The organism is Vibrio nereis NBRC 15637 (assembly GCF_001591105.1).
Taxonomy (GTDB): Bacteria; Pseudomonadota; Gammaproteobacteria; order Enterobacterales; family Vibrionaceae; genus Vibrio; species Vibrio nereis.
Window position 1 is genome coordinate 66,984 of sequence record NZ_BCUD01000007.1, and the last position, 13,563, is coordinate 80,546.

Below are 13,563 nucleotides of genomic sequence, written 5' to 3' on the forward strand. Positions count from 1 at the left end.
TCAGACTCTCACTGGCTGGATTTCGTTTAGGTTAAACAATAACTCTAGCTGGCTACCATTGGCCAGTAGTCGCTCTGAAGAACGGTTGAGTAAATCGACCGTCAGTTCACAATTTTTCACATCGACCTGATAGCGAATTACGTTTCCGAGTAATTGATGGTTCTTAATAATCGCAGGTTGTGGTGCTGAAATATGGCTGCCGTACTGGCGGCCTTGTTCTTTGACGTAGATGGATTCGGGGCGAATCGCGACTTTCGAATCTGTGTCTAAGTTGAACAGAGTTTTGGCCTCGCGGGCTTCAACCAGGTTGTAGTGACCCATAAAACCAGCAACAAATTCGTTAGCGGGTTGAGTGTAAATTTCTTCTGGCGTTCCCGCCTGAACGATTTCTCCCTGATTCATTAGGAAGATTCGGTCAGACATGATCATGGCTTCTTCTTGATCGTGCGTGACAAAAATGGTGGTCAGGTTCATCTCCTTCTGAATATCACGGATTTGCTGACGTAGATGCTTGCGGATTTTGGCATCCAAAGCGGAAAGTGGTTCATCCAGCAGTAAAATACGTGGTTTCACAACCAAAGCGCGGGCTAAGGCAACGCGCTGACGCTGTCCGCCAGACAATTGGTGTGGATAGTGCTTCTCCTTCCCTTGCAGATCCACCAGTTCAATAACTTTGGCGACTTCATGCTGAATGGTATCGGCAGGTAACTTTTTCATTTTCAGGCCAAACCCAATGTTTGCTTCTACCGTCATGTTCGGGAAAAGGGCATAAGACTGAAATACCATACCAATACCGCGCTCTTGGGGGATTTGATGGGTGATTTCTTCTCCATCTACCCAAATTTCGCCCTTATCGACCGGGTTGAGCCCTGCCAGGCTGCGTAGCAAAGTGGATTTTCCGCATCCACTTGGCCCAAGTAGGGTAATGAATTCCCCTCTTTCAATCTCAAATTGAATGTCTTCAAAGACGGTGTTGTTACCGAATGATTTGGTCAGTTGTTTTGCGGTTACGTAACTCATTATTGAACTCCTCGGCTAAAACGGCTTGCCAGCCAAGTCAGTAAGAAAATAAACAGAAAGTAGGTCATGACCAGTGCTGAGGTAAAATGACCACTGGTTTGACGCATGTTGTACAGGTAGATTTGCAGGGTTTCGTAGCGTGTCCCGACGAGGATGTTGGCAAACACGAACTCTCCCAACAGGAACGAAAATGACAAAAATAGCGATGCCATTAACCCTTTTTTCAAGTTAGGTAACACGACGAGCAAAAATGCTTGGAAGGTATTGGCTCCGAGCAAGTGCGCGGCGTCCATCAGGTCATGCAGATTAATGGCTTCAAAACTATTGGCGATAGCGCGATACATAAATGGCAACGCGATGGTGAAGTAGGTACCAATTAAGATCCACGGTGTGCCGATAAGCGAAATCTCGCTGTCCGCATAAAGCTGAAGCAGCCCCACCGATGAAACGACAGGAGGTACGGCAAATGGCAGCAAGATCAGCAGGTTCATCAGTTTGTCTAACTTGGGAAAGTAATAAAACACGACGAAAATTGCGGGTAAAACCAGAATGACACTTAACGCTAGTGCTGCAATGCAGATAAACAGAGAACGTCCAAAAGCATCCATGAATCGTGGATCGGTGAGTAGTTTGGCATACCAGTCAAAGGTAAAACCATCTGGCAATATGGTTGCGCCCCAGCGTGACGATAAAGAATAGATAAAGGTGGCGATAATTGGGATCAGCATAATGCCAACGACGGTGTATACCACGCCTTTATGAAATCGGGTATTAGTGTTTTGCATTGGTTTTCTTCCCTGCGTAGCTTTTAGCAATAAGCCATTGGTTAATCATGGTGATGAAAGCAAGCAGGATCATCAACAGCACCGAAATGGCGGCGGCTAAATTGGGCTCTAAAAACAAATCTCCAGAAACTAAACTCGCGATTCGAATCGTAATGACGTTGTAGTTGCCAGATGTAAGTGCATAGACACTTGCGTAAGCACCAATGGCGTTGGCTATTAAGATAATAAAGGTACCAAGCAGAGCAGGAGAAAGCACAGGTAGTGCTATCTTTGCCCAATATTGAGATGCTTTTGCGCCCAACAAGGCAGCGGCGGATTGCCAATCATCACTTAATGCATCGAATGCTGGGTAGAGCAGTAATACTGCGAGTGGGATCTGGAAGTAGACATAGATCGCCAGTAATCCCCATTTCCCGTAAAGGTCAAAATCACCCAGCAGCCCGTATTGTTTGAGTAGCAGTGTGATCGCGCCATTGGTACCCAAAATAATGATGAAAGCGAATGAAAGCGGGACACCAGCAAAGTTGCTGCTCATATTGGTAAATGCAATCACGCCGTCGCGGATTTTTGAGTCGACACGACGCAGCGAAGAGACCAGCAGAGTCGCAATCGCCAAGCCGATCAAGCTCGACCAGACAGCAAGCCATAAGCTGTTGCCAAAGGCTTGCATCATAAAACTAGAATCTAGGATCTCTAGGTAGTTTTCAAACGAGAACTCTTCTTCATAGATAAAGCTATTAACGAACACCCAAATCATCGGGGCTAACTGAAAAAGATAGAAAAACAACGCGAAAGGCGTGAGCCAAACTAAAGGTTTAAAACGTCTCAGCAAGCTAATACGAGTCGTTTGGGCTACGGCACGCGTTTGTGTTATCGCAGAACTGCTCATAGTGCTAACAATTCCTGAGTGTAGGGTTTGTTGTGATCGATCCCAAGCAACTGACAGACGATACCGCAAATATCTGTCTGGTTAACTTGGCACTCTTGGTGGGTGAACTTATCGCCTATGACGAAGAAAGGGACTTCCCGTTCTTCAGGCAGAATCCCACCGTGAGATAAGTCGTTATTCATACCGTGGTCACTGGTGACGATGATCTGGTAACCGTCTTCCAGCCACTGGTCGATGTAATTTGACAAATGGATATCAGCGCCGCGTGCGCTATTTCGGTATTGGCGAGAATCAAGACCATGCTTATGCCCAATATCATCGATATTCATCGGATGGATGAGCAAAAAATCGGGCTGATACGTGCGGCGCAGGTGTTCTGCATCCAAGAACAGGGCTTCATCAGGGTAGTGATCCCAGTGGTAGAAACAGCCATATTGGATATTCAGTGACTCATCTTTTGTTACGCGGTCACGTATTGCGTTGTATGGCGCTATATTGTATAGCTCGCTTACCCAATGATATGCAGCTGCCGCCGTCACTTTACCTTGCGACTTCGCCAAACTGAAAATCGAGTCTTGATTCGACAAACGCACAATATTGTTGTTAACAATGCCGCTGTCGATCGGGCGAACTCCAGTCAAGATGCATTCATACAGGGGTCTGGACATGGATGGCAGTTCACATTGAACTGGGTAAAGTGTGGCGCGCTGTTGTTCTAAAAGACCGTTAAGGTAGCCCATACAGTTACGAGCTACCTGATAATTCAGTCCGTCTAGAACAACAAGGATAACCTTATTGCTCATGATGACCTCTTATTGCTGGTGGATTAGAACGCTTTCTTGCCATTGACGTGGCAGCTTACGCGCTGATTTTTCCCACGATTTAAAGTCAGTCACTGGGTGCACATTAGTGTACTGATCGCTAGAGATAAGTTTGTCTTGCACTGATTTAGGCAGCGTCACGCTACTGCGGATTGGGCGCGCGTAGCCTTCGGCTAGATTGACTTGGCCTTGGTCACTGAAAATGTATTCACGAGCCAATTTTGCTGCATTCGGGTTTTGCGCGTATTTATTGATGATGGTGGTGTAACCCGAGATGACAGAGCCATCTTGGGGGATGGTGACAGTAAAGCGTTCGCGGTCAATTTGGTCACGGTAGTTTAACGCGTTGAAGTCCCACATGATGGCCACTTCCACTTCGCCTTTCTCAAGGTTCGCAATGCTTGGATCAGTAAATGACAGGCGGTTTTGTTTTGCTAGCTCACCAAAGAATTTAAGTGCAGGTTTTAAGTTGGATTCATCACCACCTTTAGCAAATGCAGCAGCTAAAACGGCGTTATTGGCTTGCGCAGCAACACCGACATCTCCCACAGTCACTTTGTAATCACCTTTTAGTAAGTCATCCCATGATTTAGGTGCGTTTTCGACTAGGTTGTTGTTGGCAATAAAAGAAATGGTGCCCGTGTAAGCTAACGCCCAATGACCATCTTTATCTTTTGCCCAATCGGGAATTTCGCTCCATGTTGTTGGCTTGTATGGTTGAGTGACCCCTTTTTTAACCGCAACGCGAGCAAAGGCAAAGCCGACATCACCGATATCCGCTGTGGCTTTTTTCTTCTCGGCTTCGAACTTGGCTATTTCTTGAGCTGAGCTCATGTCAGTATCTTGGTGCTTTAGGCCGTAGTTTGACTGCAAATCAGCCCATGTTCCTTTCCAGTTTGCCCAGCTGTCTGGCATTCCGACACTGTATACCGCCCCTTCTTTTTGCGCGGCTTCTATCAGTGATTGGAGATCCGCATCTTTCGCGAAAGAGTGTGTAGCAAAGGTTGTGGTCAGTAGTGCTGCAGAGAGTGCAGTTGAACGACTCAGCAAAGTTTTCATTGTCTCTATCCTTCTGGACTAGGTCAGTAAGTTCATTTTGTATGCTATGGATAGAATGTGACGTTTTATTGCTACTAATTTGACAGTTTTAGTGCACTTTAATGTCGAAAATATTTCAAACGTCGTTTTTATAAGTGATTAGTTTCTGTCATATTTTTGTTATCCGAATGGACTAATTTGAGGTAAATATTTCATTGGACTAGGTCAGGGATGCGTACACAAGCAGTAGCGCCTACTACACAATTGAGCAGAATAAAAAACAGCTTGAGAAAGCAAATTGTGGCAGGGGTAATGGTCGAAGGGCAAAAGTTACCTTCAGAAAGGGAGCTGAGCGAGCTATTTTCAACCACCAGAATTACGATTAAAGACGCCTTAATTTCTTTAGAAACGGAAGGACTCATTTATCGTGAGGAGAGACGAGGTTGGTATGTTTCGCCTGAGCGTATTCAATATAATCCACTGTCACGCTCCCACTTTCATCAAATGATTCGCGAACAGCACCGCATAGCGGAAACTAAGCTTATTGATGTTCGTACTGAGCTGGCAGAAGAGGAATACGCAAAAGCACTAGAGTTAGCAGTGATAACGAAAGTGCATGTGATTGAACGTCTTAGGTACATTGATGGTCGAGCCGTGTTGTTTGTCGAAAACGTCTTAAAGGCGGATCTGTTTGAGGGCATTTTATCTGAGAACCTCACACTCTCTTTAACGGGGTTATTCCGCGAAAAATACGGCTATGAAACCAAGCGTTCACGGTTTGACGTTATTCCAACCTCCGCGCCTGCACATGTTGCTAAAGCGTTGAACTTGGCTGAGGGACAACCAGTCTTGAAGATTTGTCGGGTGAACTATAAGCAGGATGGCGAGCTGATGGATTGCGAGTTCGAATATTGGCGACCAGATGCTGTGGTTATCCGAATCGACAGTGAAAAATAAGGCTCTCCTTGGAGGGAGAGCCTATTAACTTAAATAATACCTTGGTCTTTTGCCATTTGGTTGGCGATCTTAGGCGCTTTCCAAATACTTGGCACAAGGATGAATGATACTGGAACCGCTGTGATCACGATGAATGATTGCAGCGCAGAAATACCGCCAGATCCCATCGAAATCAGTGCAATAGCCACCACACCCATAATGACACCCCAGAAAGAGCGAATAACCGCATTTGGCTCTGTTGTACCTGTCATCACAACACTGATCGTGTATGTCATTGAGTCACCAGTGGTTACGATAAACGTGGTGGTCAGGATCAGGAACAGAACAGCAACGATCATCGGGAACGGCAATTCAGCCGTAACAGCTAGTAATACCGCTGGAAGGTTAAACCCTTCGAACGCACCAGAGATAAGGCCTGGGTTGTCTAGCTCGAATGCCAATCCACTACCGCCAACAATGCTAAACCAGAAACAGGTGATTAATGGTGCAGCAATACTGACAGATAAAATCAATTGGCGAATTGTACGACCACGAGAGATGCGTGCAATGAAGATTGCCATCATTGGGCCATAACCAATAAACCATCCCCAGAAGAATACCGTCCACCAGCTCAACCAACCGGTATCACCGCGGAACAACGCCATTGGGAAGAAGTTATCAACCATACGACCAACACCCTGGACATAACCGTCAACAATAAAGCTTGTTGGGCCAAAGAACAGGATATAGCCGACAAGTGCTACTGACAGAATAATGTTGTAGCGGCTGATGATTTGAATACCGCGGCTTACGCCACTCAATGCAGACAATGTGTACATCGCGATGGCAAAAAGTACCACCATAGACTGAGTGATAAAGGTATCTGGCAGCCCAAACAGCGAGTTAAGCGCGTAACTTATCTGTAGGCCCAAGAAACCAATAGGTCCAATTGTACCAGCAGCAACAGCAATAATGCTGCATGCATCTGTGACTGTACCGATCCAACCGTTGATTGCTTTGTCACCGAAGATTGGGTAAAGCAGGGTACGTGGTTTTAGTGGTAATCCTTTGTCGTAATGCAAGTGCATTAACACAACGGAAGATAAACAGCCAAGAATCGCCCAAGCAAGGAAGCCCCAATGCATAAAGGACTGAGATAGCGCGTTGATTGCTGCGTTTTTCGGAGATGACGCCTCACCGTAGAGAGGTGGAGCTGTCACAAAGTGGGCAATAGGCTCCGCTGCCGCCCAGAAGACGCCGCCGCCAGCCAGCAGCGTACATAGAATAATGGATAGCCACTTAAACGTGTCGATATCCGGCATGGATAGGCCGCCCAAGCGCACATAGCCAGTACGGCCGAACGCGATGACAAGACCTACAAGGAAATTAAGCAGAAGAAGTACTTGCCAAAATGCGCCAAAGTACTTAGTTGCGTATCCAAAACCAGTGTTAACTAGGTGAGTTAGCCCTGTAGAGTTGGAGATAGCAAGCAATACAAACAAAGTAAGGAAGCTACCACTGATCCAGAAGACAGGGTTATTGAGTTCGAGTTTTTTGATTAAGTTAGAGGGTTTAGAAGTTGAGGTAGCCGTCGTATCAACAGAAGAAGAGATACCGTTGACTGACTGCGTAATGTTAGACATCTAAAAGTTCGCTATTTTGTGGATTGTCGATAACAACAAAACGTGCATTTATCCTCATCGAATTTTATAAAAACCGTGAGGTGTGTCAAAGTTGGGCGATGATAACACACGTATTTACAAAAATCGCTTCGATCTTTAGATGATTTAAATTTCTTCGAGTTCTAAATATTTTACGGCATATTTTTCATTCAGTTGCTCAATTGGCAGCGGCTTATCAATCAAGTAGCCTTGAAGGAAATCACAGCCATAATCGATTAATATTTGTTTTTGGACGTCAGTTTCGACGCCTTCTGCCACCACCATCATGTCTGAAGACTCAGCGATGGCGAGTATGGCTTTAACAAGTGAGTTGCTCTGTTCTGAGCTCAACATCTTATCGACAAAGCTACGGTCAATCTTGAGTTCATCCAACGACAAGGTATTCAAATAACTGAGTGAAGAGTAGCCAGTACCAAAGTCGTCCAGTGAGATCGCAAACCCAAGCTCTTTCAAGCGTGCGATGATTGGCGTCACTTTTGGTAAATCGTTTATTAGCACGTTTTCAGTGATCTCAAGCGTAATTCGACTGCTTGGCAGATTATGCTGTGCGACGACACTTTGCAGGTGCGGAACAAAATTGGCACTCATCAACTGCATCGGGGAAATGTTCACCGAAAGCCTAAGATCACTTTGCGATGTTGGGAACAAACGTCCGATATCGTCACACGCTCTATGCAAGACAAACTCACCCAATTGGTCGACAAGCCCAATCTCTTCCGCGAGCGCAATAAACTCAAACGGCGACACATGGCCCAGTTGCGGGTTGTGCCATCTGATTAACGCCTCTACGCCGTAAAGCTTGCCTGTTTTGGCTTCGATTTGTGGCTGGTAGGCAACAGAGAGTTCACCGCGTTCAATCGCATGTCTAAGTTCATGCTCAAGTAAAAAGTCATGTTGTACTTGCTGGTTGATTGCGCTGTCATAAAACAGTACATCGCCTTTCTGACGAGCTTTTGATTTATAAAGTACAATGTCGGCTTTGGAGATTAAATCTTCAGGCTCATAGCCATCGGTTGGGAACATGGAAACGCCGATGGAACAGCTTGCATGGAGCATCTTGCCCTCAAGCGTAAACTGGCTTTGGAAAACATTTTTGATCTGTTCAACCTTATTGCTTGCGGCTGTTAAGCTCGTTAAGTAAGGGAAACAGAAAATGAATTCATCGCCACCAAATCGTGCAACAAACTCACCAGGTTCAAGGAAAGACTCAAACTTTTTGCCGATTTCAGTTAATAGTTGATCGCCCGCTGTGTGGCCATAAACATCGTTGACCTTTTTAAAATCATCTAAATCTACAAACATGACCGCCAGCATTTGACAGTTGCGCGCAGAGTTTTTAATACCTTGTGAGATTTGTTCATGAAGTAGTGAGCGGTTAGGAAGGCCCGTGAGTTCATCATGGCGTGCTAAATACTCAAGCTTATCTTTTGCATCTTGAAGCTGATGGAAGTTGGTATTGATACGTGCCTGAAAACGTGTGAATCGTTTGGCAATGACTTTACTCAGCGCCAAAGAACAAAGTGCAACAATAAGTGTCGCTGCACTACCAATGATGATCATTTGGATTATTGCCCTGTGCTGCTCTTCTTCCATTTTGGCTTGTCGTTGAGCTAGCACTCGATTACTCCGCTCGTTGTACACTCCCGCACTAATACTCCAGTCCCATGAAGATTCCTTGATGACATAGCTGGTTTTCGTGTTGTCTGAAACGGTGTCAGGCTGATAAATGTCGTGGTACTCGACGAACGTATTGTTTGCGTTTAGCAGTTGCTTTGTACTTTTTACTTGGTCAGGAGAGACCAACTCCAGTGCCTTTTTACCAATCACATCAGAGTTTATGTGGGACAACACAGTACCGTCAGCATCTAAGACGAGTACGTAGCCGAATTCGCCGAAGCGCAAATTCTTAATCCATTTAAGTACGGTCTTTTTAATGTCATTTTCGACATCAACAACGTAATCACCAGTACCGATGTACCAGTCGTAAGGCTCGAAGTACTGGCCAAAGCCGATTTTTTCAAACTGTTTTTCTTTGTTGTCTGGCTTAACGAACCACCAACGATAAAAGGCTTCACCATGCTTTTTAACATCTTTACCCATGTCGCGGACAATGTAGTTGCCACGTGAGTCTTGGTAATCCCACAATGACGTTCCCTCGACTTGGGGTAATAGAGGGTGCATCACATTGATGCCGTTCATCTTATAAATGAAGAAATAACCACGCCCTTCATTGAACCGCATGACGCGCAGAGCATCGGTGATAATTTTGGTGACTTGTTCTTCTGGGAGATGTTTGTTGCTTTCATACAAGCGCGTCGCAATCTTGTGCGCTTCATGAATTCTATTTTGGATCGTATTCTCAAGCTGATGCTCTGTTTGCAAACGAGCAAACTTGACTTGTTGAGCGACATACTCAACTTGTTTCGTTAGGATGGTGTTTTGTCGTTGCTGGTACTCTTCTTGGAACTCTAGCAGTTCTTCCTTGGAGCTTATTACCAAGTCTGTTACTGAAAGAACCATCCAGAACAGAAAGAAAGCGCCAACGATCGTTGCTGGTGCATAAGTGATTAAGTTAAGCAACTTTTTGTCGGTTAGCTCATCCATTAACGAAGTACGATCCTATTGATAACAGAGAATTATTATTAAGCGAGAGAGTATTGCAAAATAATTATATCAATAGCAAGTAAATGATCTGAGTCCAACTCGTTTACGTTCAACGAATTGCATTTTAATTGGGGTAAATCAATTTTGAGGGCTATTTAATTGGAGTCAAATCACAATTATCTGGTCAATAACCGGTTTAGTAGTTTGAGAACCGCAAAGTGGTAGCACTATATTTCTATAGTAAGAGTCAAATGACGCTGTGAGTCTTATAGGTGAGGATTATGAAAGGTTGGGGAATAATAGTGGCGCTGTGTTTGCTTGTGGTCGGCTGTAGCACCAAGTTCATCTACAACAAACTCGATTGGCTAGCGATTCGATATATGGAAGACTTTGTTGAGCTGAATGATGAGCAAGAGACCGTGGTGCGAGATAAGATCAAGCAACTGATGCATTGGCATACACGTAGTGAACTTCCTCTCTATATTGATCATTTGGATGAACTGATCGCTCTGAATCCGAAAAATTTTTCGCGTAAGGATTTACAGCAGCACAGGCAAAAGCTGCAAGCACATAGCAACCGACTGTTGGTGAAACTCGAACCCGACATCCTTGATTTGGCGAAACAGCTAAGTGATGAACAAGCCGAAGAGTTAATGAATAACATTCGGGTCAGGCACACAAGATATAAAAAGAAATACCAAGATTTATCTCCTGATGAGATTCAGTCTGTATATGCGGAAAAGCTCGAAGAAAATTTTGAAGAGTGGTTCGGTAGTCTCACCGATGAACAGCGCCAGATCATTGACCAATGGAGCCAAGAGATCTTAATCACGCAGCCAGACTGGATTAATCATCAGATCAAAATGCGTATAGAGATCAATAAGCTCTTGGAACATCGCAAAGATCAGGCTTATTTCCCTCAACATTTAAAGCAACTGCTTTTTGAACCACAAAGCTACTTTTCTTCCGCATTTATGCAAAAACGTGAGTACAACCAAACCATTTCTGAAAAACATTTTGTGCGAATGGTTCAGTCCGCTACGCATGAGCAGGTTGAGTATTATCGTAGCGAGCTAAAGGACTGGAAAGAGGTGGTACTTTCACTGCGTTAAGTGGTTTTCACACGCGTTATTCCGGTTTTCTACTTCTGTTCAATATTTACTCACTCAATACAGTGGGTTACATTGTTGTGACAAAAAATAAACAGATTAAAAATTATGGAATGGATACTGTTGTTTGTCGCAGGGATACTGGGCGGCGTTTTAAATAGTGTGGCGGGTGGCGGGAGCTTTATTACTTTTCCTGCGCTTTTATTTGTAGGGATTCCCCCGATTGCTGCTAATGCTACCAACACGTTTGCTGTTTGTGCGGGTTACATCAGCGGCGCTTATGGCTTTAGAAAAGACATTGCTAAGCACCCAGAAGTGATTATCTTTACCGTGATATGGAGCCTTGTGGGGGGCGTTATTGGGGCCTACTTACTGCTTAATATTACGGAGTCGTTGTTTTTGGAAGCAATTCCATGGCTATTGTTGTTTGCGACTTTACTGTTCATTTTTGGCCAGCAGATTAGTTACTTTGCAACAAAACTTGCCCAGCGAGCTTCAATTAGTTCGCGCTGGGGGACCGTAGTCCTCGCTTTGTGTCTGGTGTTAGTATCGGCGTACGGTGGTTTTTTTAACGCAGGTCTTGGAGTGATAGTACTCAGCTACCTTGTACTGGCAGGGTACAAAGACATTAACCAAATGAATGGCCTCAAGCTGTTGGTTTCTTCGAGCGTTTCGCTGGTGGCTATCGCCATTTTTGTGACCGAAGGTGTGATTGATTGGAGCAGGGGCAGTGTCGTCATGGCTGGAACTTTGCTGGGTGGTTATGTGGCCGCAAGTATTTCGAGAAACATTAAGCAGCAGCATGTACGCACATTTATCGCTTTATCTAGTATTTCGATGACGATTTATTTCTTTATTGATGTCTACTGGTAAGTAAGGAATAAAGCTTCTGCGGTGAGCGTTATAAATAAAAAGGAGCGTCCTGACGACGCTCCTTTTGTTTATCAAATAACGCTATTAATCATCGTATTAGAAGAACCCTAGTGGATTCACATCGTAGCTGATCAGCAAGTTCTTAGTGTTTTGGTAGTGATCTAGCATCATTTTGTGTGTTTCACGTCCGATGCCCGATTTCTTATAACCACCAAATGCGGCATGCGCAGGGTAGGCATGGTAGCAGTTGATCCAGATACGGCCTGCTTCAATCTTACGGCCCATACGGTAGGCAACGTTCGCATCACGTGTCCAAACACCCGCGCCTAAGCCATATTCTGTGTCGTTAGCGATTTCCAGTGCTTCCGCTTCATCTTTGAACTTCGTAATTGCGATAACAGGGCCAAAGATCTCTTCTTGGAAGATACGCATCTTGTTGTGGCCTTCCAGCATGGTTGGCTGAATGTAGTAACCTTGGTTGATCGATTCTGGCTGTTCAGAAACGCCACCACCAAATACGACTTTTGCCCCTTCTTGGCGGCCAATTTCAAGATAACTTAGGATCTTATCGAACTGCTCCTGAGAGGCTTGAGCGCCGACTTGAGTATCCGTATCTAGCGGATTACCTTGTTGAATGAGTTTTGCACGCTCAGTCAGTTTCGCTACGAACTTATCGTAAATCGCTTCGTGCACGAGAACGCGTGAAGGGCATGTACATACCTCACCTTGGTTAAAGAAGCCAAGCAAGGTGCCTTCAATACATTTATCTAGGTATTCGTCTTCATGATCGAAGATGTCTGCAAAGTAGATGTTTGGAGACTTGCCACCAAGCTCTACAGTCGATGGAATAAGATTGTCAGCCGCGCATTTTAGGATGTGGTTACCCACTTGCGTTGAGCCGGTAAAGGCCAATTTTGCGATGCGATTGCTTGTAGCGAGTGCTTGACCTGCTTCACGACCATAGCCGTTAACCACGTTGAGTACACCAGCAGGCAGTAGATCGCCAATTTTTTCCATAAGCACCAAAATTGAAGTCGGTGTTTGCTCCGCCGGTTTTAGGATGATACAGCAACCCGCTGCCAGTGCTGGAGCCAGTTTCCAAGCCGCCATTAGCATCGGGAAGTTCCAAGGAATGATTTGACCAACCACACCGATTGGCTCTGGGAAGTGGTAGCTTGCCGTGGTGGCATCAAGTTCTGCTGCGCTACCTTCTTGTGCGCGAATACAGCCTGCAAAGTAACGGAAATGGTCAACAACCAAAGGAAGATCCGCAGCTAGCGTTTCACGTACCGGTTTACCGTTTTCCCATGTTTCAGCGACTGCCAGTTCTTCAAGGTTCTCTTCAATGCGATCCGCAATTTTAAGCAGAAGGTTAGAGCGTTCAGTAACACTGGTTGTCGCCCAAGAAGCTTTTACCTTGTGAGCAGCATCTAATGCTAGAGCGATATCGGCCTCACCAGAGCGTGCAACTTTACAGTAAGGCTGGCCATTCACTGGAGAAATGTTATCAAAATACTCCCCACCTACCGGTTTCACCCATTCACCACCAATAAAGTTGTCGTAGTGTGTTTTAAACTGAACTACAGATTCAGGGCTACCTGGTTGTGCGTAAATCATAGAAATATCCTTATTGTTTCTCGTTCATGTTTTTTTTCGATACCGTTCTAAGCAAGTTTTCGATCACGTTAGTTAAGGTCTAAATTGAGCAACGACTCACTTAAAACGCTACAAGCACTCGTGGTGCATTTTTTTGTTCATAATAGGTAACGCAAATCACAGGCCAGTTGTTAAAAACTTGTTGTGAAT

Annotated in this window: 11 protein-coding genes; 3 read left to right on the forward strand and 8 right to left on the reverse strand. The window is 44.9% G+C overall.

Features of this window, described 5'->3' with window-relative positions; translation table 11 throughout:
- The 5 genes from VNE01S_RS09480 to VNE01S_RS09500 are packed head-to-tail and all read right to left on the reverse strand — an operon-like array spanning nt 1 to nt 4,574.
- Nucleotides 1-1,020 (reverse strand): ABC transporter ATP-binding protein, encoded by a 1,020-nt coding sequence (locus VNE01S_RS09480; RefSeq protein WP_053395044.1) that lies wholly within the window; start codon nt 1,018-1,020, stop codon nt 1-3.
- Nucleotides 1,020-1,805 carry an ABC transporter permease gene (locus VNE01S_RS09485; RefSeq protein WP_053395043.1) on the reverse strand — a complete coding sequence of 262 codons (786 nt, stop codon included), beginning with the start codon at nt 1,803-1,805 and terminating at the stop codon, nt 1,020-1,022. The genes VNE01S_RS09480 and VNE01S_RS09485 overlap by 1 nt, the downstream gene beginning before the upstream one ends.
- Nucleotides 1,792-2,694, reverse strand: a complete 903-nt coding sequence (locus VNE01S_RS09490; RefSeq protein WP_053395042.1) for an ABC transporter permease — start codon at nt 2,692-2,694, stop codon at nt 1,792-1,794. Before VNE01S_RS09490 ends, VNE01S_RS09485 begins: the two co-directional genes overlap by 14 nt.
- Complete coding sequence (locus VNE01S_RS09495; protein WP_053395041.1) at nt 2,691-3,497, reverse strand: alkaline phosphatase family protein; 807 nt, start codon at nt 3,495-3,497, stop codon at nt 2,691-2,693. Before VNE01S_RS09495 ends, VNE01S_RS09490 begins: the two co-directional genes overlap by 4 nt.
- Before the next feature lie 9 nt (nt 3,498-3,506).
- Nucleotides 3,507-4,574 carry an ABC transporter substrate-binding protein gene (locus VNE01S_RS09500; protein WP_053395040.1) on the reverse strand — a complete coding sequence of 356 codons (1,068 nt, stop codon included), beginning with the start codon at nt 4,572-4,574 and terminating at the stop codon, nt 3,507-3,509.
- A 210-nt stretch (nt 4,575-4,784) separates the two neighbouring features.
- On the opposite strand from VNE01S_RS09500, the gene VNE01S_RS09505 reads away from it, so the two are divergent.
- Nucleotides 4,785-5,510: a UTRA domain-containing protein gene (locus VNE01S_RS09505; protein ID WP_053395039.1), complete on the forward strand. Its 726-nt coding sequence runs from the start codon at nt 4,785-4,787 to the stop codon at nt 5,508-5,510.
- A 29-nt stretch (nt 5,511-5,539) separates the two neighbouring features.
- Here VNE01S_RS09505 and VNE01S_RS09510 read toward each other — a convergent pair whose 3' ends face one another.
- Together VNE01S_RS09510 and VNE01S_RS09515 are read right to left on the reverse strand one after the other, a co-directional pair.
- Nucleotides 5,540-7,132, reverse strand: a complete 1,593-nt coding sequence (locus VNE01S_RS09510) for a BCCT family transporter (protein ID WP_053395038.1) — start codon at nt 7,130-7,132, stop codon at nt 5,540-5,542.
- Between the two features lie 144 nt (nt 7,133-7,276).
- Nucleotides 7,277-9,775 carry a bifunctional diguanylate cyclase/phosphodiesterase gene (locus tag VNE01S_RS09515; protein ID WP_053395037.1) on the reverse strand — a complete coding sequence of 833 codons (2,499 nt, stop codon included), beginning with the start codon at nt 9,773-9,775 and terminating at the stop codon, nt 7,277-7,279.
- Nucleotides 9,776-10,056: 281 nt separating this feature from the next.
- Between VNE01S_RS09515 and VNE01S_RS09520 the strand changes: the two genes are divergently transcribed.
- Nucleotides 10,057-10,887: a DUF6279 family lipoprotein gene (locus VNE01S_RS09520; RefSeq protein WP_053395036.1), complete on the forward strand. Its 831-nt coding sequence runs from the start codon at nt 10,057-10,059 to the stop codon at nt 10,885-10,887.
- Nucleotides 10,888-10,992: 105 nt separating this feature from the next.
- Nucleotides 10,993-11,757, forward strand: coding sequence for a sulfite exporter TauE/SafE family protein (locus VNE01S_RS09525; RefSeq protein ID WP_053395035.1), 765 nt, complete (start codon nt 10,993-10,995; stop codon nt 11,755-11,757).
- Between the two features lie 96 nt (nt 11,758-11,853).
- On the opposite strand, the gene exaC is transcribed toward VNE01S_RS09525, so the two are convergent.
- Nucleotides 11,854-13,374, reverse strand: coding sequence for an acetaldehyde dehydrogenase ExaC (gene exaC / locus VNE01S_RS09530; protein WP_053395034.1), 1,521 nt, complete (start codon nt 13,372-13,374; stop codon nt 11,854-11,856).
- Between the last annotated feature and the right edge of the window lie 189 nt (nt 13,375-13,563).